Genomic DNA, 19,145 nt, shown 5'->3' on the forward strand with positions numbered 1-19,145 from the left:
AATCGATGGCTTTTGCGTTTTGGCTGTTTGTTTATTTGTTTAGCTATCTATTTAGCAAATAGTTTGTATCTAGATATTCAAACTATTTGCGCAGTGCGTTCAGTTTAGCTTGGGCGATACCAAAGATAGTATCAATTGGATAACTACCCTCATCACTTGCCTCACCTGCGGCTTTACCTGTAAACAGCTCAATCGCCTCTGTTACATGGTCAATCGCCCAGATATTAAACTCGCCCTTTTCAACCGCTTTCACAATATCGCTACGCAGCATCAGGTTGTGAACATTTGAACGTGGGATGATCACCCCTTGTTCGTTTGAACGCCCTTTGATTTCACACACATCAAAGAAACCTTCAATTTTCTCGTTCACACCACCAATTGGCTGAGACTCACCAAACTGGTTCATCGAGCCTGTAATTGCGATATCTTGACGGTTTGGTTGCTTAGAGAACGCTGATACAACCGCACAGAACTCGGCCATACTCGCACTGTCACCATCGACGCCACCATACGATTGCTCGAAGGTGATGTTAGTGGTGAGCGGGACTTTGGCTGTCTTACCAAATACGGAAGAAAGGTAAGCCGACAAGATCATCACGCCTTTTGAGTGAATACTGCCACCTAGGTCTACGTTTCTTTCAATATCAATCACTTCACCATCACCGTAAGCGGTGGTTGCCGTGATTCGGTTCGGCGCACCAAACATATGATCCGTCGTGCTGAGTACAGACAGCGCATTCACTTGCCCAACCGCTTGACCATCAACATGGATTAGCGTTGTGCCGTTAGTGAAGGTTTCCATCACGCTGTCTTGCAGTCGTCCGACACGCATCTGTTGGTTAGATAACGCTTGGTCAACGTGCGTTGCACGAATCAGGTTCGATTTTGAGCCTCTCGCCACGTAATTTGATTCACGAAGCAGATTAGCTATGTGTGCCGAGTGAAGAGACAATTTACCTTGGTCACCGGCCTGACGAGAGCTGTGCTCAATGATGCGAGCAATCGCTTTGCGGTCACAATGCAGCATGTTGTTGTCGTGCACGATGCTCGAAATAAAGCGCGCGTAATGCATTTCAGAATCGGGAGTACGCTTCATCTCATCTTCAAAATCGGCTGTCACACGGAACAGTTCACCAAACTCTGCATCGTAGTGTTGCAGCAGTTGGTAAGTTCGGTAATCGCCAAACAGGATGATCTTAACGTCCAATGGAATCGGTTCAGGATCAAGCGATACCGCCCCCGTTAAGGTCACCTCTTTTTCTAATGAAGTGAAGCTCAATTGACGTGAACGCAGTGCTCGCTTCAAACCTTCCCAAACGTAGGGCTGCTCAAGTACCTTCACTGCGTCCATCAGCAATACGCCGCCGTTGGCTCTGTGTAAGCTACCTGCGCGAATCAATGAGAAGTCAGTAAATACGGTGCCCTTGAACGTTGCCGTTTCTACATAGCCAAACAGAGAGTGATAATTTGGATTCTCTTCCACCACGATCGGCAGAGTCTCCTCCTTTTGGCTCACAATCACATTAACCTTGTAGCGACGCGGCATTTTCTTATCCAAAGAAGCCGTTGCAACTTCTGCTTGCTCCGTGCTCTCTTCTAAGAAGATGTCAGCGTTGTCGACAATGTCTTTACGCAGTGCCGTTAGGTACTTTTTGATGTCTGGATATTGGCTGTAATCCTTCTTCAATTGCTTGATGAAGTGAGTGATCACGTCTCGCGCCGTATCATCATTCAGCTTTTGAATTTTCTCAGTATACGTCTCTTCAAGCTCCGTCAACTCACGAGAAATGGTTCGTAGGCCGACTTCCAATCCATCAATGGTTTTATCAAATTGATCTTGTTCTTCCGGCGAAAGCAGATCGAAGCTCTCTTCGGTATGAAGATCATCACCATTCATGGCCACAAACTGGTAATCACCCTGAGTGGTGATCGTCAGGTTAATGCCCTTGTCTTTCGCTTCTTGGCTAATGCTTTCTAACGCGGCTTGTTGCTTAGCTGCTAATTGGTTTTTAAGCCTGTCAGCACGGCTAAAGTACATCTCGTTATCAAACGCTAGAGGCATACCTTTCAGCAGTTTACGCATCAATTTTTCAATATCTTGCTTCAAGCTACTGCCAACGCCACGCGGCAACTTCAGTACCTTAGGTGTACGAATATCTTCAAAGTTCGCGATATAACACCAATCAAAAAGCTCCTGCACTTCTTGAGGGTGACGGTTCAGATAGCGCAAGATCATGGTGCGTTTACCCAGACCATTTCGCCCTATCGCATAAATGTTGTAACCCTTTTCCTTGATTGACATCGCGAACTCAACGGCTTTTTGTGCCCGTTCCTGCCCGACGATTTCGTCAATTGGAGCCAGTTCTTTGGTCGACTTACATGGTAGCTTGTCTAAATCCGCTACCTGATACAGCTGTTCTGTATTGAGTCTTTGCATCGCCATCGCCGCCTCCTTAGTCCTTCATTACTTGGGTGTAGATAAAATCAGTGTAGATGTAATTTCCTACAAATTTAGTGACTTACGCTACACAGCTGTTCAACTGAACAAATAACACACAATTTAAGCCATTTTTAGGAATAGCTCGTTATTTAATTCACCAACTTAACATGTGAATGATTTTAATTTGCAATTGATAATAAATATCATTACCATTTTCGGATATTATAAATTGAGGATGTGGATATGGAAATTGAACGATGCTGGATGCACTACCTAAAAGCTGAGCAGTTAATGGAACAAGGTCACTGGCCTGAAGCACAGCGCCTGTATGGTGATGTTCTAACCTCACTTCCTCATCACATCCAAGATGCAGCATACCAAAGTGATATTAAGCCTTGCCAATTTGCCTGCCTGCTTGCCGGGTTGAGAGACGCGAGCGTCGCTCAATCAGAGATACTCAACCGATTAGGTCAGCACCAACAAGCCTTCGATACCTTGAATCAATCTTACGCTCTGATGCAATTTATCTCTCTGGAGAACACTGAGCTGATTCAACGTACCTTTGGGTTATTAGAAAAGCAGAGCGAAGATTTGCTCAATCACCTGATCGCTTTTTGCAGCGCTCAGCGTAGTTCGCATTGGATGCTCGAACTAGAACAAATTCAACGTGCTCATCACCATTTTGGGCAACTTAAAACAACGTCAGAAGTTCAATCTTCACCTAATGTCTTAAATTGATAAGGATATATCATGTCGGACCGGGCCATACTTAAAGTCAATAACCTCTCCGTTAGCTTCACAACCAATGATGGAATCATTGATGCGGTCAAAAAGGTTAACTTTACCCTTAACTCAAGCGAAACCTTGGCCATTGTTGGTGAATCAGGTTCAGGGAAATCCGTCTCTTCCAACGCGCTGATGCGTTTGCTGCCAGATAACGCGATTATTGATCAGCAATCAGACATCGAGTTTGAGGGACAATCGATTCTTGGAAAAACTGAGCGAGAAATGCAGTCGATTCGTGGCGATAGAATCGGCATGATATTTCAGGAGCCGATGACCTCTCTCAATCCTTACCTTCGTGTTGGCATTCAAGTGGCAGAAGCCATTATGTGTCATCGTAATGTATCGAAATCAAAAGCAAAAAAGCGCGTACTAGAGCTCTTCAACCTGGTTCATTTACCAATGCCAGAGCAGGCTTACACCAAGTACCCGCATGAATTTTCGGGTGGTCAGTTACAGCGCATCATGATCGCAATGGCACTGATCAATGAACCGGATATTCTAATTGCCGATGAACCCACCACTGCATTGGATGTGACTGTTCAGGCGGAAGTACTTTCTCTTATCAAAGAGATTCAAGGCAAAATGGGGATGGCGATTTTGTTCATCACCCATGACCTAGGCGTCGTGAAACACTTTGCCGACCGTGTACTCGTCATGTGTAAAGGGGAATTGGTTGAAGAAGGGCAAACACAAGAGCTGTTCGATAACCCTAAGCACGATTACACACGGATGCTGATTAACTCTATTCCGAAAGGCGCTAAGGTTCCTGTTGAGGCGACAGCCCCGGAGCTATTGTGTGCTGACGACATCCGAGTTCAATTCTTGGTTAAATCACACTTCATCAAGAGTAAAAGCCAGTACTTCGAAGCCGTAAAAGGCATTTCGTTGAAACTGAAACAGGGCGAAACCTTGGGCATTGTGGGCGAGTCTGGTTCCGGTAAATCAACCCTTGGACGTGCATTAATCGGCTTGCTGCCGAGTACCGGACGTATTGTTTACAAAGGCCAAGACGTTAGCTTATTAAATGATAAAGAGCGTCACAAGCTCAAGAAAGATGTCCAAATGGTGTTCCAAGATCCTTATGGTTCTTTATCACCACGCATGACAGTTGGGGAAATCATCACCGAAGGCTTAACGGTGCATCAACCTCATCTATCCAAGCAAGAACGTTTAGAAAGAGCGCGCAAAGCATTGATTGAAGTTCGCTTAGAGCCGAATTCAATAAACCGTTATCCACATGAGTTCTCTGGCGGGCAAAGACAACGTATCGCGATTGCTCGCGCACTGATTCTAGAGCCCTCTTTCATTTTGCTGGATGAACCGACTTCAGCACTCGATCGCTCAGTACAACTGACCGTGATTGACCTGCTGAAAGACATTCAAGCCAAGCACAATATCGGCTTCCTATTCATCAGCCACGCTCTCTCGGTAGTGAAAGCACTGTCGGATCGCGTACTGGTGATGCAGAAGGGCGAAGTAATGGAAGAAGGGTCTGCAGAAGAGATTTTCAATGCGCCGAAAAACAACTACACCAAGAAATTAATCGCTGCGTCATTCGACTTAGAAGATAAATCGAAAAAAATGCCGCATAAAGGGAACTAATCAACATTAACAGCGTCTTATAATTACATTCTGAATAATCTCCTAATGGATTGAAATCTAGAATGGATATAGCAAAACTGGTTTGGCCGCCAAAAGAGAAATGTCGCATGGATGCGACATTTTTCGTTTCTGGCGTATATGAAAAATCAACTCAGTGATTCGCGCCAGTGATTCGAACCAGTGATTATGAAGGTTTGCTAAAATTAACGGACTTTAAACAGAGTTCGCTGGTAGTCGTCATAGTCGAAGAGCGGCTTAGTTCAACTCGTTTTTGGACAAAAGTGTTTTAGTAACATTGTTAACCTAGCAATCAATAAGTTAGCTAAAAAGCCACAAAGATGACTAAGTTCATCAATTGAATTCCTCTACTCTGGAGCACCTATCATTGTGTTGTTAAGTTGACGTTCTATTTTTCTGCACCTACGACGTCTTTTTACTTAACTCATCATCTACCGGGTTATAGAGTTCACCGGCCAACACTTTCTCACGTTCAGTCTTTTTTTATTCTTTGCTTTTATGAAAGCGCTCGAAGTCATAATATTAATGATTTTACTTTTTGGTCAAAAACGAGCTATTGACATTTTTTGCAATAGCTCGCTTGATTTTAAGCGGGGTATTTAAGGCTTTCCCCTCGATTCGCTATAATGTCCTTATACCAATGGAAAGAAGCTTTTTTCTTTCTGTCTAGGTTGTTTTGATGGTCTACATAAATGAAGCCATATTGCTTTTTATAGCCATTCAGCCAACTGAGTAAGTCAATTGCAGACCATGCATAATAACCTTGAATGTTCACACCTTCATCAATGGCTTTTTTTACAGCCACTAAATGGTCATTAATGAAGTTAATTCGAGGAATGTCGCATATCTCTCCCTCAATGATTGGGTCTTCATCACCGAGGCCATTTTCAGTGATGTACATAGTGACATCACCATAATAGTCTTTGAGTAGTCTCAAACCATCAACAAAGCCTTCCGGTGAAATCTCCCAACCCCACTTGGTGTAACGCTTATCTTTCATTGATACGCTGCGGTATTCACCATCAAAGCTTGGGTTGCCAGGAGCACCTGTGGCATTTTCTCGTGAATGCTCAACGTGTTCTGCTTGGCCTAGAATTCTTTCTACTCGTACGGGTTGATAGTAGTTCAAACCAATAAAATCGTTGAGTGGAGCAGCTTGGGTTAATGCGAGTCTTTCTTCCTCAAGTATTTCAGGCATCCAGCCACGCTCTTCAAGAATCTTCAAAACATAGTCAGGGTAGTGACCTTTCAAGATAGGGTCATAGTACCAGTTGATGCCCAATTGATTTGCGTGACGCTCTGCCCATTTGTTGTCGATGCTATCGTCCACTGAAAAAGCAGGAGAGAATACGTGGCTTAAGCCGATATCCCCATATTGATTTAGCTCTTTGTATGCGAGTACTGCTTTCGCATGTGCTGAAAATACATTATGAGTGGCTTGAAAGTAGAGCTTAGGCTCATCCTTAATACCTGGTGGATGGGCGCCAGCAAGGTAACCATGACCACAGAAAACAACGGTTTCATTGAAGGTTATGAAGTGTTTAACACGGTCCCCAAATGCTTCAAAACAAACTTTGGCATAGTTAACAAACGCATCAATGGTTGCTTTATTCGTCCAGCCGCCTTGTTTCTCTAGCTCCAATGGTAAATCCCAATGGTATAAAGTCACAAATGGTACAATGCCGTAATGTAAGCATTCATCAATAATGTTGTTGTAGAAATCGATGCCTTTTTGATTCACCTCACCAGTACCGTTAGGAATAATTCGAGGCCAAGCGATAGAAAAACGGTATGACTCTAGCCCCATTTCTGCCATGAGTCTAATGTCTTCTTTATAACGGTGGTAGTGATCTACAGCTAATTCACCCGTTGTATTTTCAAAGGTTTTGCCTGAGATTTTAACGAATTCATCCCAGTTACTCGGGCCCTTACCGTCTTTATCGATTGCGCCTTCTATTTGATAAGCGGCAGTGGCTGCGCCAAACAGAAAACTGTTGGAGAATTTCATAGTCTTTTCCTAGTTTAATTGAATGCTTGGAGCGTAGGCTCCAAGCATTCAGACTGGTTATGCAGTGTGTTTAGAGATAAGAGCGTTGTACCAATGGAAGCTTGCCTTTTTAGAACGTTTCATCTCTTTTAGGTCAAACTCTTCACGGTCAACATGAATAAAACCATAACGTTTAGCACAACCTTGGTGAGTACTGACTAGGTCAATTGCAGACCAAGGACTGTAACCGAAGACCTCAACACCATCAGTGATAGCAAGCTGAACTTGGTCAATATGTTGCTGTAGATATTCGATGCGGTAGCTATCATCAATTGAACCGTCAGCTTCGACGGTATCAAAAGCACCTAGACCGTTCTCAGTCACAATAAGAGGTAGAGCATAACGCTCGTAAATTTCACGCATTGTGGTACGGAAACCAACAGGGTCAATCTCCCAACCAAACTCGTTTTTCACTAGGTTCGGGTTCTCAGTACCACGGTAAGCACCGACTTCTCCAATCGTGATTTGTTGGTCGCCAGTTGAGTTGATGTCGCTCTCATCACCAGTACTTTCAGCAACGGTTTGCGAGTTGTAGTAGTTAAAGGCGATAAAGTCAGGCTTAGCTTGAGCCATAATGTCCATATCGCCGTCTGCAATTTCTGGTGTTGCATCACGTTCTTTTAAGAATCGCATCGCTGTTGGGTTGTAGCGACCATAAACTGCCATATCTAGGTATAGCCAGTTACGAATTGCCGAGAACGTGTTCGCTGCAAGAACATCTTCTGGTTTTGAAGATGCAGGGTAAATCGTTGAAATATTTGGCGCTGGACCAATTTTAGCTTGAGGAAGCATATCGTGACAAAGTACCATAGCTTTGGCTTGTGCTAGCAACATGTGGTGGTTTTGTTGGTATAGATCTTTCACCGGGTTCTCACCGCTAACACTCTTGGTACCAATGGCATCACCGTGCAAGATCATCATATTTTGTTCATTAATTGTTAGCCAGTACTTAACACGGTCACCGTACAGCTCGAATAGTGTTTTAGAGTACAGTGCAAACGCATCAACAGTGTCACGATTTGACCACCCGCCTTTTTGTTGTAAAGCGTATGGTAAATCAAAGTGATAAATCGTTAGGATAGGCTCAATATTGTGCTTGATCAGTTCGTCGATTAAGTTGCTGTAAAACTCCACGCCTTTCTGGTTAATTTCACCGTCACCATTAGGGAAGATACGCGTCCAAGCCACAGAGAAGCGGTATGCTTTCAAGCCTAGCTCTGCAAATAGTGCTACGTCTTCTTTGTAGTGGTGGTAGTGGTCACTGGTAACTTTAAAATCTGTTGTACCCTCGACAATTGGAGCCATATCGATAACTGATGGTCCTTTACCGTCTTCGTTCCAAGCGCCTTCAACTTGGTAAGCTGAGGTTGACGCGCCCCAAAAGAAATCGGTAGGGAAAGGAGTTAGATTCTTAGGTTTCATGTTTATCTCTTTATTTTAATCTGTTGTTATTTTATTGAATTTTACGGTGTAGGTTGATTAGCTCTTCAATCAACTCACGAGCAAGCATTGCAGTCATAATGTGGTCTTGAGCGTGAACCATGATTAGGTTCACTGGCACTTTTCCTTCACCTTCATCCATTCCAATGAGCTCAGTTTGAACCTTGTGAGCACGCTTTGATGCCTCAGTAGATTGTGTTAGTAATGAGTCAACTTCTGCCCATTCACCTTTCTTTGCATTCTGTAGCGCTTGCATTGCTAGGCTTTTTGACTCGCCAGCATTGATGATCAATTCCATTACGGTTGATTCTAGTTCCATGTGGATATCCTCAATATTTTTGATGAATAGAGTGGTAGTACCCACTCTATTGAGTTGGATGAATGTTACGCGAAGCTTTGTTCACTAGATTTGTTATCTTGAGTAGAATTTGTGTCTTGAGGCTGCTCTTCTGCAAGCAACTGTTTTTCGTAAATTTTGAAGAATGGGTAGTAAACAACCAGATTTACACCAATTAGAATGAACACCAATACAGCATTGTTTAGCTGCCATCCAGCTCCCCAAGCTGCACCTATTGGTGCTGGTGCCGTCCAAGGAACCAGTGAAACCATTTTGCCAATCCAGTCCATACTCGTCGCGAAGTAAGCGATGATAGCGTTGATCATTGGAGCGCCGACAAATGGAATGAACATAATAGGGTTCATAACGATTGGTGAACCAAAGATTACAGGTTCATTGATGTTGAACATTGCAGGAACTACACCAAGACGACCGATTGTTTTAAGGTGAGCAGATTTACTTCTCAGGTAAAGTAGAACTAATGAGAATGTTGCACCAGAGCCGCCTAATACAATAAAGAACGACCAGAATGGTTCAATAAACACTTGAGGCAGTTCCATTCCTGCAGCAAGAGCTTCTTGGTTTACACCTAGGTTGTAAAGCCAGAAGGGTGCCATGATGCCAGAAACGATTGCTGAACCATGAATACCAGCAAACCATAGAGTATGTGCAACAAGTACAGCAAGTAAAATCGCCGGCAATGTGTCAGATGCTGATACCAATGGCTGGAATAGAGCCATAATTGCACCTGGAATTAGCATATCGAAATTGTTTTGAATTAGAAGGTTTAGTGGATAAATCGTAACTATCACGATCATTGTTGGGATCAGCAGGTTAAATGACTGACGAATTTTATCAGGCACCTGCTCCGGCATTTTAATGCCAATATTATGAACTTTTAAGAAACGAGTCAGTTCAGTAACAAAGATCGCAACAATGATTGCAGTAAAGATACCAGTGCCACCAAGGTACGTTGCAGACAGAGCACCATCTTTCATCGGTGCTGCTATCAAAAGAAATGACATCAATGAAAGCATTGCCGTTGGTAGGGCATCTAACTTGTAGCTATTTGCTAGGTTATACGCGATACAAGCAGAGATATAACATGACATAATCCCCATACTCATATTAAAAGGGGTCATGATTTCATCAAAATAGGTGGATGACATTGAAATCCACCATTGACCTAAGGCAAACGCGGTATCTTCCGAAAAAGGAGGAAAAGCAAACACAAGCAAGAAAGAACCCACGATCATGAAGGGCATTGCGCCAATGAAGCCGTCACGAATTGCACACACGTGCTTTTGAGTTGCCAGTCGGCCTGCTATCGGTGTTAAGGTGTTTTCTAGAAAATCGAATAATGCTTTCATCGTGATATCCCTCTTATTGATTTAGCATTGTGATTGCATCGTTAAGGATTTTTTCGCCTTTCATCATGCCGTAATCCATTTGATTCATTACAGAAATTGGTTTGTTAGCAGCATCAGCAATCTCTTTGAAATCATTGAGTTTGTATTTAATTTGTGGACCTAGTAAAACGCAATCGAAGTTTGGAAGGTTCGACTCGAATTCATCTAATCCCACAGCTTCAATATGCGCTTCAATCCCTTTCGCTGCCGCAGATTGCTTCATTTTGTTTACGACCATGCTAGTAGACATACCAGCAGCACAGCACAATAAAATGTTGATCATGATTTAGTTCCTTTTCTTATTAATTTATCACTTAATCTAGTAAGCGTTGTAGAGTACGAGAAAAATGTAACCGGTTACAGAAACCGGTTACAGAAACCGGTTTCACTTGTGTGAGAAATGTCATAAAATATCGTTACTCAATGCTACAATTGATGACGGGCATCACATTAGGTAAGAAATCGGGTTCGAATTTAGGGGTTACTATGTTCTAGTAGACAGTAGGATAACTTTATTTTTTGATAATTGGTCCATATAAACAATAACTTATAATAATATCCAAACGTAACGTGGGTAAGTGATGAAAGGAATAGAATGAGTACCATTGTTGATGTCAGCAAACTTGCTGGAGTCTCCAAAGCAACAGTCTCGCGTGTGATCAACGGCACAGGTCAGGTTAAACAATCGACAAAAGATAGTGTCTTCGCCGCGATGGAACAGTTGGGTTACCGTCCAAACCGGACCGCTCAAGCTTTAGCGACAAATAAAACTGATACAGTGGCATTGGTACTGTCTAACTATGACAGTACTAGGTGGGGTGTACTATTACAGCAAATCTCAATTCAACTTCAATCAGAAGGCAAAACACTAACAGTAATCGATGGTAAGAATGACCCTCAACATGAATATGAAGTAATTAGACAACTAGAAGGGCAATTTGATGCCATTTTGCTTTATAGCCGAACCCTATCTGATGAGCATATACAAACGTTAGAATCACAACTGTCCGTGCCTTTTGTTGTGTTAAACCGTGCCTCTATGGCAGGGAATTACCATTCAGTATCCATTGATCAATCTAGTCTTATCGTGACCGCAATGGAACATTTGATTTCATGCGGTCATAAGAGCATCGCATGCATAACTGGTCCAATAGACAACCCAACAGGAAAAGCTCGTATCGAAGGTTATAAGCGAGCTTTAGAATCATCTAGATTGCCTTATAATCCATCTTTAGTGTTATCCGGTGATTACCATATAAGAAGTGGATATGATCTGTGTACCAACCTCTTGAAGTTAAATGTGAAGTTTACGGCGATTCTCGCATTTAACGATAATATGGCTTTAGGAGCGATTAAAGCTTTGTCAGAAGAAGGGGTTCACGTTCCAAGTCAAGTATCTGTTATTGGTATAGATAATGATCCTTTTGGTGAGTTTTCAACCCCAGAATTAACGACCATAGACTTACCGATTGAACTCATGGCACAGAATGCTGTTAAGTTAGCGCTAAAGCTACGTGATGAAGCTGTTCCATATGAACCGAAAATCTTAAATGGAAATTTAATAAGTCGAAATTCAGTGACCCCATTCCATGCGAATAAGTCTTGGTTAAGTTTCTAAAACCCTGAGGTGTGTGATTCATACAAAGCTCTCCTCGGAAAACAGCCCCAAAACGAACCATTAAAGATGGCTGACTCGTCAGTCCTTTTTCCATTGTTGTAGCAAACTTTGGGGCAAAAGTGTTTTAGCTTACCTGCCCCGTATTGAACAATATGAACGCGCAAATATAAGCGGTGAGATCGATAGCTTTACTCAGCGGTATTCCTGCACCATGGTTCGCATTGACATCAGTACGAATCATCACAGGCGCACCACCTTGATGCTTGTCTTGAAATTAACGATACAAAGATTTGGTCGACTCTCTCACAATTAAATCAATCGGAGGCAACCTTGCTTCATGTCGCTCGCCAGATAACAAGTTCAAGATCGACTGAGCACACACTTCACCAATCTCTTCAATTGGCTGCCTTAATGTTGTTAACGCGGGTGTGAAATACTTCGACGTTGGTAAGTCATCAAACCCAATCACTGACACATCTTCTGGCACTTTATAACCGTGATCGTGTAGCGCCTTAATCGCCCCGTAAGCGGTTTGGTCGTTAGCAGTAAACAAGGCGGAGAAGTGAACCCTAGATTCTAACTCTTGAATTCGTTTTTCTAATGCTTCGATATCAGTATCAGCAGCAAAAGAAGAGAGTGAAGCAAGCGATGCCGCCACTGCGACCGTTATTGGCAAAAGCTTAAATTTTTGCATTGTATTTCCCTATTATTTTTTTGAGTTTTCATCGAACAGGGAAATATTAAGCAATGAAAGAGTTGAAAAGTTGGTCGCTGTTCACACTGATAAATCAGCTTAAATGCCATGAAACTTTTAGAAAATCCATGACGAAAACTACTGATTTTAGATCAACAGGTTATAGTGAAAAATGCGTAAAATATCAGCTTGAAATCGCTTTCATTTCATCAGTAATGGTGGCGGCTATCACGTAAAAGGGTGCCGAAAAGCAAAGAGAACGAGGTGTGAATTTGATTGGTTTTCATATATATGAAAAACCTCAAAATCTAAGGCAGATTTTGAGGCTTTTTGGTCTGAGTTAAATACCCAGTTATCTAAAATCAAGTATTCGCTAAAGTGAATCTAGGGACTCAATCCCCATATTGAACAATGTAAATGCGTAGATATCTGCAGTGAGATCGATCGCTTTACTCAATGGCATTCCAGCACCATGCCCTGCATTTACGTCAATACGAATCATCACGGGCGCACTACCTTCATGCTTATCTTGCAGCTCTGAGATGAACTTATAAGAGTGAGCCGGTACTACGCGGTCATCGTGATCAGCGGTCGTCACCAATGTCGCAGGGTAATCCGTGCCACGCACCACATTATGAACCGGAGAATAGCCAAGCAGATATTCGAACATCTCTCTGTTCTGCGCGGATGTGCCATAGTCGTACGCCCACCCTTCGCCAGACGTGAATGTGTGGTAACGCAACATGTCCAACACCCCAACAGCAGGCAGAGCCACTTGGAACAGCTCAGGCTTTTGTGTCATACAAGCTCCTACCAGCAAGCCTCCGTTAGAACCGCCGCGAATCGCCAACTTATCGCTACTGGTGTAGTTTTCTTCAATTAAGAACTCGGCAGCAGCAATGAAGTCGTCAAAGACATTCTGCTTTTTCTGCTGAGTTCCCGCTTTGTGCCACGCCTTACCATACTCACCACCGCCACGCAGGTTCGGCACCGCATATACGCCACCCAGTTCTAGCCAACTGCCAACCGTGCCCGAGAAAGAAGGCGTTAGGCTAACGTTAAAGCCACCATAGGCGTACAACATGGTTGGATTATTGCCATCTAACACTAATCCCTTCTTATAAGAGATAAGCATCGGAACCTTGGTGCCATCCTTCGAGGTATAGAAGACTTGTTTAGACTCAAATTGATCCGACTCAAACGGAGACTCAGAGCGTTGGTAGATTTCAGAATTGCCTGATTCGACATCGAAAGAGAAAATCGTTGGCGGCGTTACATAGTTGGTAAAGGTGTAATAAAGCTGAGTTTGCTCGTTTTTTCCACCTAAGCCACTGGCCGTTCCCAGCCCAGGCAAATGAATTTCACGAACTAGGTTACCTTGGTAATCCAGCTGCTCAATTTTCGACACCACATCCACCATGTAGTGAGCAAACAAGTGGCCACCACCCGTGCTGATATCCAATGGCTGTGGCTTTTCAGGGATGATTTCGAGCCATTTCCCATCGCGAGTACCAAAGCTCACCACCTTGCCATTAGGCGCATCAAGATTCGTATATAGAATGAAGGTCTCATCTTGGTTATCGATGAGATAAATGTCGCTATCCACATGATCAATCAGCGTGTTCAGCTGTTGTTCTGGTGAGTTTAAATCGATATAGAACAGTCTATTACCCGATGTCGACTCTCGCCCTAGAATGATCAAGTAACGGTCGTCTTCGGTGGTATAGCCTGATACATAGCGGTGCTGCTCAGCGTTGTTCTCACCAAAGATAACTTTGTCGCTAGCTTGCTCTGTACCCAACTCATGGAAGTACAGCTTGTGTTGCTCAGTACGAGCAGAGAGTTCACTGCCGTCTGGCTTGTCGTAACTAGAGTAATAAAAGCCGCGATTACCCAACCAAGAAATACCAGTAAATTTGGCGTCAGTGATTTCGGCTTCAAGCTGCTGTTTAGTCTCGGTATCAATCACGAAGATCTTACGCCAGTCGCTACCACCTTCAGAAATGCTGTACGCCACTAAGCTGTAGTCTTTAGAAAACGACACCGAGCCTAGAGATGTGGTGCCGTCTTCCGAGAAGGTATTCGGATCTAGGAAGACTTCAACCTGTTGCCCCTCTTTCTGACGATAGAGAATACTGTGGTTCTGCAGACCATCATTCTTATAGAAATAGGTATAATCACCTCGCACAAACGGCTGCGAGCTCTTTTTGTAGTCTTGTGCTTTTGCCAGTCGCTTTCTCAGTTCCGCGCGATACGGGATTTGAGCGAGGTAATCAAACGTGATTGCGTTTTGACTCGCCACCCACTTCGCGGTCTCGTCACTTCTGTCGTCTTCTAGCCAACGATATGGGTCTTCGATTATCTGACCAAAGTAGTCATCGCTGACGATCTGTTTATTGGTGATTGGATATGGATACTCTTTTAAATAGCTCATCGTGATCCTTATTAAAAATAGTGAGAAATCGTCAAGTAGCGCGTTCTGATATGTTCAATCAATAACTTAATCTTGTTTGGTGGCTGGCGAGTAAAAGGGTACACCGCATAAATTCCCAACTTTTTGCCTACCAAATCAGGGAAGATATCCACCAGCTGACCATTGCGAATGTCGTGATAAACCAGACAACGTGGTACGTACGCCACACCATGCCCACCCAGCGCCGCTTTTCTTAACGCGGTCGCATTATCAGTAGAAAAAGAGCCCGAGACGCGCACTATGTATTTATCGTTATCGGTAAAGCCATCTTTACTATGCAGAAACTGCCATTCGCTAGCACCCGTTGTTTGATAGGCGTATTGCAAGCAATTGTGCTGCACTAAATCTTTAGGCAGCATCGGCTTACCGTTCTTAGCAATATAAGACGGCGAAGCGCACACCACCCATTGTGAATCCAATATATGACGGGCAATAAGGCTGGAGTCTTCCAAGTAACCGGTTCGAATGACCAAGTCGAGACCATCTTCAACCAAATCAACAAATCGATTGTTAAGAGACATATCGACCGTTAAACCTGGGTGCATATTACAAAACTCGGCCACAGCGTCTGCCAGAATCAAATCTCCGGAGATAGTAGGCACTGACATTTTGATATGACCACTGACATTTTCACCAAAGCCTGAAACTGCGTCCATAGCCTCTTGAGCCGCCTGCTTCACATTTTTGGCTCCGTGTAACATTGCCTTACCCGCCTCGGTAAGCGTCAATTTACGCGTGGTTCGATATAATAGCTGCACGCCAATCTCTTCTTCCAAACGCGCAATTCTCTTACTAACTACCGAATTTGTAAGGTTATTTTGTTCTGCCACCTTACTAAAACTACCCAGCTCTACTACCTGTGAAAACAGGATCAAATCGTCTGCTCGCATTTGATTATCCCAATTTTGGAATTAATTATTTTCATTATTTCCCTATATCAATAAAAAATAAAGGGGTAAATTCACGCCAAATTAACAAAACAATTACAAAAACAGCTTTTGCAATCACATCGGTTACAAATAAAGCGACTCTAATTACAACAATTGAATCCTCGAGATTCAGATTACACCTACAAAACTAATGACGTGTTATTCACTTCAAACATGAACGTTTGAAAACAAGTACGAGGAAGTACCCATGAGTGAAACTCTACTAGCATTATTGGCCTTTTCGCCAATAGTTGTTGCAGCGATTCTGCTGGTTGGCCTTAACTGGCCTGCAAAAAAAGCGATGCCCGTGGCATTTGCATTAACCGTTGCTATCGCCCTACTTGCTTGGGACATGTCTGGCACTCGCGTGCTGGCTTCTGTATTCCAAGGCTTCGGCATTACCGTGTCGGTTCTCTGGATTGTGTTCGGCGCCATCTTCTTATTAAACACTTTGAAACACACCGGAGCTATCACCACCATCCGCAACGGATTCACTGATATATCCGCTGACCGTCGTGTTCAAGCAATCATCATTGCTTGGTGTTTCGGTTCATTCATTGAGGGCGCATCTGGCTTCGGCACACCAGCTGCCATCGCTGCACCACTGCTGGTTGCTATCGGCTTCCCTGCGCTGGCTGCGGTACTGATGGGCATGATGATCCAATCTACGCCAGTATCATTCGGCGCGGTTGGTACACCTATCATCGTTGGTGTGAACAAAGGATTGGACACGCACAACATCGGTGAAAGCCTGATTGCTCATGGCTCAACATGGGATGCTTATCTACAACAAATCACGTCAAGCGTTGCGCTAATTCATGCTTCTGTTGGTGTGATGATGCCTGTATTGATGGCAATGATGCTGACTCGCTTCTTCGGTAAGAACAAAAGCTGGACTGAAGGTTTAGATATCCTGCCGTTCGCACTGTTCGCAGGTGCTGCTTTCACTATTCCTTACGCACTAACAGGTGTTTTCCTAGGCGCTGAGTTCCCATCACTGATTGGTGGTTTGGTTGGCCTTGCGATTGTGGTTACTGCAGCAAAACGTGGCTTCCTCGTACCAAAATCAAAATGGGATTTTGAGAGCGAAGACAAGTGGCCTGCAGAATGGCTAGGTTCTCTGAAAATCGACCTTGACGACAACAATCAAGGCCATAAGAAGATGAGCATGGCGATGGCATGGGCACCATACGTGCTGCTAGCGGTGACCTTGGTTGCGAGCCGCGTGAGCCCTGAATTCAAAGGCCTACTGAAGAGCGTTAGCCTATCGTTCAGCAACATCCTTGGTGAAACCGGTGTGAGCACTGCGATTCAGCCTCTGTATCTACCGGGCGGTATCTTGGTCTTCGTCGCGCTGGTTGCTGTTCTCATGCAATCTCGCAGCGCAACGCCGCTGGCTAAAGCCTTCGGTGAATCGAGCAAGACTCTGATTGGCGCAGGCTTTGTGTTGGTGTTCACCATCCCAATGGTTCGTATCTTCATTAACTCTGGTGTGAACGGCGCAGATTTAGCAAGTATGCCCGTAACCACGGCAAACTTCGCAGCTGACCTCGTTGGTAGCGCATTCCCAGCATTGAGTGCAACGGTTGGTGCGTTAGGTGCCTTCATTGCAGGTTCGAACACAGTTTCAAACATGATGTTCAGCCAGTTCCAATTCGAAGTAGCGCAGACTCTGACTATCTCTAGTGCGGTGGTTGTTGCTCTACAAGCCGTTGGTGCAGCAGCAGGTAACATGATTGCGATTCACAACGTGGTAGCGGCATCAGCAACTGTTGGCTTGCTAGGACGCGAAGGTGCAACCCTACGTAAGACAATCATTCCAACGTTCTACTACTTGGTGATGACAGGCATCATCGGCCTAGTGGTTATCTACGGATTCAAAATGACCGACGCACTTATGTAAACCATAAGTCGTTCAAAAGCACTTGGCGTTAATACTCAATTCCCCGACAGCGACACCGTCTAATAAGACAGTTGATGAGTTCCGGGATGGATACTAGAGCACATCAACACCCATGGGTATTAACGCCATTTTCCCGAATTAAAGCAGCCCAAACCAAGCTCTCAAAGAAGAGCAACATCCCAAGAATTTAGGACTGAAATTATGATCATATCCGCATCGACTGATTACCGCGCCGCAGCAAAAGCGAAATTACCACCGTTTCTTTTCCACTACATTGATGGTGGCTCTTACGGAGAACATACCCTACGTCGCAACACGGCTGACCTAGCTGAGATTGCGCTAAAACAACGCGTACTCAACGACATGTCGGACCTAAATTTGGAAACCGAACTATTTGGCGAGAAGCTAGCGATGCCAATCGCACTGGCGCCTGTTGGTTTAACGGGTATGTACGCAAGACGCGGTGAAGTACAAGCAGCAAAAGCCGCCGACAACAAAGGCATCCCTTTTACCATGTCGACCGTGTCGGTATGTCCGATTGAAGAAGTTGCACCTAAGATTGAACGCCCAATGTGGTTCCAACTTTACGTGTTAAAAGACCGTGGCTTCATGAAGAACGTTCTTGAACGCGCTAAAGCCGCTGGCGTCACAACACTGGTCTTCACCGTGGATATGCCCGTACCCGGCGCTCGCTACCGTGACATGCACTCAGGAATGAGTGGTCCAAATGCAGCAGTACACCGCGTATTCCAATCTATGCGTCATCCTAGCTGGGCAGTTGATGTCGGCTTACTGGGTAAACCACACGACCTAGGCAACATCTCTACTTATCGTGGTTCTCCTACCAAGCTGGAAGACTACATCGGTTGGTTAGGTGATAACTTCGACCCGTCGATTTCATGGAAAGATCTAGAGTGGATTCGTGATTTCTGGGACGGTCCAATGGTCATCAAGGGCATTCTTGATGAAGAAGATGCAAAGGATGCGGTGAGATTTGGCGCAGACGGCATTGTGGTTTCAAACCACGGCGGCCGCCAGCTTGACGGCGTTCTATCAAGTGCCAAAGCGCTGCCTTCGATTGCTGATGCAGTTAAAGGCGACACCAAAATTCTGGTCGACTCTGGCATTCGTACTGGCTTGGATGTGGTTCGAATGATGGCATTGGGCGCAGACTGCACCTTGCTTGGCCGTTCTTTCGTTTACGCATTAGCAGCGCAAGGACAAGCCGGCGTTGAGAATCTACTCGACCTTTACGACAAAGAGATGCGCGTTGCGATGACATTAACAGGCGCGAGGACAATCAAAGACTTAACTCGTGAATCTTTGGTGGGGTTAGATTAAATCTCCACGATTCAGACTCATGCTTTGGTCTACTTAGGCTGAAGTTCAATCGGTGTCACAGCAATTCCACTACCGTTGTGACACCGTTTAAGCACTGGAAAATAAAAT

At 44.3% G+C, this 19,145-nt stretch carries 14 protein-coding genes; 5 read left to right on the top strand and 9 right to left on the bottom strand.

Annotated elements, in window-relative coordinates:
• Positions 1-82 precede the first annotated feature (82 nt).
• Positions 83-2,443 carry a Lon protease family protein gene (locus tag AB4263_RS09215; protein ID WP_017061577.1) on the bottom strand — a complete coding sequence of 787 codons (2,361 nt, stop codon included), beginning with the start codon at positions 2,441-2,443 and terminating at the stop codon, positions 83-85.
• 240 nt (positions 2,444-2,683) lie between these two features.
• Between AB4263_RS09215 and AB4263_RS09220 the strand changes: the two genes are divergently transcribed.
• Positions 2,684-3,178, top strand: a complete 495-nt coding sequence (locus AB4263_RS09220; RefSeq protein WP_029235272.1) for a hypothetical protein — start codon at positions 2,684-2,686, stop codon at positions 3,176-3,178.
• Positions 3,179-3,190: 12 nt separating this feature from the next.
• Positions 3,191-4,828 (top strand): ABC transporter ATP-binding protein, encoded by a 1,638-nt coding sequence (locus AB4263_RS09225; RefSeq protein ID WP_372098104.1) that lies wholly within the window; start codon positions 3,191-3,193, stop codon positions 4,826-4,828.
• Between the two features lie 604 nt (positions 4,829-5,432).
• Here the strand turns inward: AB4263_RS09225 and AB4263_RS09230 are convergent.
• The 5 genes from AB4263_RS09230 to AB4263_RS09250 all read right to left on the bottom strand — a co-directional run bounded on the left by AB4263_RS09230 (position 5,433) and on the right by AB4263_RS09250 (position 10,362).
• The gene (locus AB4263_RS09230; protein WP_372098105.1) at positions 5,433-6,854 is read right to left on the bottom strand and encodes a glycoside hydrolase family 1 protein; all 1,422 of its coding nucleotides are present in this window, start codon (positions 6,852-6,854) and stop codon (positions 5,433-5,435) included.
• A 57-nt stretch (positions 6,855-6,911) separates the two neighbouring features.
• Positions 6,912-8,315 (bottom strand): glycoside hydrolase family 1 protein, encoded by a 1,404-nt coding sequence (locus tag AB4263_RS09235; protein WP_102332272.1) that lies wholly within the window; start codon positions 8,313-8,315, stop codon positions 6,912-6,914.
• A 31-nt stretch (positions 8,316-8,346) separates the two neighbouring features.
• Positions 8,347-8,652, bottom strand: coding sequence for a PTS lactose/cellobiose transporter subunit IIA (locus AB4263_RS09240; protein ID WP_102332273.1), 306 nt, complete (start codon positions 8,650-8,652; stop codon positions 8,347-8,349).
• 65 nt (positions 8,653-8,717) lie between these two features.
• Positions 8,718-10,040, bottom strand: coding sequence for a PTS sugar transporter subunit IIC (locus AB4263_RS09245; RefSeq protein WP_102332274.1), 1,323 nt, complete (start codon positions 10,038-10,040; stop codon positions 8,718-8,720).
• Between the two features lie 13 nt (positions 10,041-10,053).
• A complete protein-coding gene (locus tag AB4263_RS09250) occupies positions 10,054-10,362 on the bottom strand; it encodes a PTS sugar transporter subunit IIB (RefSeq protein ID WP_102332275.1) in 309 nt (102 codons plus the stop codon).
• A 312-nt stretch (positions 10,363-10,674) separates the two neighbouring features.
• Between AB4263_RS09250 and AB4263_RS09255 the strand changes: the two genes are divergently transcribed.
• Positions 10,675-11,697, top strand: a complete 1,023-nt coding sequence (locus tag AB4263_RS09255; RefSeq protein ID WP_102332276.1) for a LacI family DNA-binding transcriptional regulator — start codon at positions 10,675-10,677, stop codon at positions 11,695-11,697.
• A 274-nt stretch (positions 11,698-11,971) separates the two neighbouring features.
• Here the strand turns inward: AB4263_RS09255 and AB4263_RS09260 are convergent, their stop codons facing one another.
• The 3 genes from AB4263_RS09260 to AB4263_RS09270 form a co-directional block, all read right to left on the bottom strand.
• Positions 11,972-12,391, bottom strand: coding sequence for a substrate-binding domain-containing protein (locus AB4263_RS09260; protein WP_371722282.1), 420 nt, complete (start codon positions 12,389-12,391; stop codon positions 11,972-11,974).
• A 373-nt stretch (positions 12,392-12,764) separates the two neighbouring features.
• The gene (locus AB4263_RS09265) at positions 12,765-14,825 is read right to left on the bottom strand and encodes a prolyl oligopeptidase family protein (RefSeq protein ID WP_372098106.1); all 2,061 of its coding nucleotides are present in this window, start codon (positions 14,823-14,825) and stop codon (positions 12,765-12,767) included.
• Between the two features lie 11 nt (positions 14,826-14,836).
• Positions 14,837-15,754, bottom strand: coding sequence for a LysR family transcriptional regulator (locus tag AB4263_RS09270; RefSeq protein ID WP_136974037.1), 918 nt, complete (start codon positions 15,752-15,754; stop codon positions 14,837-14,839).
• A 247-nt stretch (positions 15,755-16,001) separates the two neighbouring features.
• On the opposite strand from AB4263_RS09270, the gene AB4263_RS09275 reads away from it, so the two are divergent.
• Positions 16,002-17,696, top strand: a complete 1,695-nt coding sequence (locus AB4263_RS09275) for an L-lactate permease (protein WP_017061561.1) — start codon at positions 16,002-16,004, stop codon at positions 17,694-17,696.
• A gap of 201 nt (positions 17,697-17,897) precedes the next feature.
• Positions 17,898-19,037 (top strand): FMN-dependent L-lactate dehydrogenase LldD, encoded by a 1,140-nt coding sequence (lldD, locus tag AB4263_RS09280; protein ID WP_372098107.1) that lies wholly within the window; start codon positions 17,898-17,900, stop codon positions 19,035-19,037.
• The last annotated feature ends 108 nt before the right edge of the window (positions 19,038-19,145 follow it).

Source organism: Vibrio sp. 10N.261.55.C5 (genome assembly GCF_041470505.1).
In the GTDB taxonomy this organism is placed as follows: Bacteria; Pseudomonadota; Gammaproteobacteria; order Enterobacterales; family Vibrionaceae; genus Vibrio; species Vibrio crassostreae_C.

Excerpts from the sequence above, each read along its gene's own strand:
- AB4263_RS09215 (WP_017061577.1), bottom strand. The coding sequence starts at position 2,443 with ATGGCGATGCAAAGACTCAATACAGAACAGCTGTATCAGGTAGCGGAT.
- AB4263_RS09220 (WP_029235272.1), top strand. The coding sequence starts at position 2,684 with ATGGAAATTGAACGATGCTGGATGCACTACCTAAAAGCTGAGCAGTTA.
- AB4263_RS09225 (WP_372098104.1), top strand. The coding sequence starts at position 3,191 with ATGTCGGACCGGGCCATACTTAAAGTCAATAACCTCTCCGTTAGCTTC.
- AB4263_RS09230 (WP_372098105.1), bottom strand. The coding sequence starts at position 6,854 with ATGAAATTCTCCAACAGTTTTCTGTTTGGCGCAGCCACTGCCGCTTAT.
- AB4263_RS09235 (WP_102332272.1), bottom strand. The coding sequence starts at position 8,315 with ATGAAACCTAAGAATCTAACTCCTTTCCCTACCGATTTCTTTTGGGGC.
- AB4263_RS09240 (WP_102332273.1), bottom strand. The coding sequence starts at position 8,652 with ATGGAACTAGAATCAACCGTAATGGAATTGATCATCAATGCTGGCGAG.
- AB4263_RS09245 (WP_102332274.1), bottom strand. The coding sequence starts at position 10,040 with ATGAAAGCATTATTCGATTTTCTAGAAAACACCTTAACACCGATAGCA.
- AB4263_RS09250 (WP_102332275.1), bottom strand. The coding sequence starts at position 10,362 with ATGATCAACATTTTATTGTGCTGTGCTGCTGGTATGTCTACTAGCATG.
- AB4263_RS09255 (WP_102332276.1), top strand. The coding sequence starts at position 10,675 with ATGAGTACCATTGTTGATGTCAGCAAACTTGCTGGAGTCTCCAAAGCA.
- AB4263_RS09260 (WP_371722282.1), bottom strand. The coding sequence starts at position 12,391 with ATGCAAAAATTTAAGCTTTTGCCAATAACGGTCGCAGTGGCGGCATCG.
- AB4263_RS09265 (WP_372098106.1), bottom strand. The coding sequence starts at position 14,825 with ATGAGCTATTTAAAAGAGTATCCATATCCAATCACCAATAAACAGATC.
- AB4263_RS09270 (WP_136974037.1), bottom strand. The coding sequence starts at position 15,754 with ATGCGAGCAGACGATTTGATCCTGTTTTCACAGGTAGTAGAGCTGGGT.
- AB4263_RS09275 (WP_017061561.1), top strand. The coding sequence starts at position 16,002 with ATGAGTGAAACTCTACTAGCATTATTGGCCTTTTCGCCAATAGTTGTT.
- lldD (WP_372098107.1), top strand. The coding sequence starts at position 17,898 with ATGATCATATCCGCATCGACTGATTACCGCGCCGCAGCAAAAGCGAAA.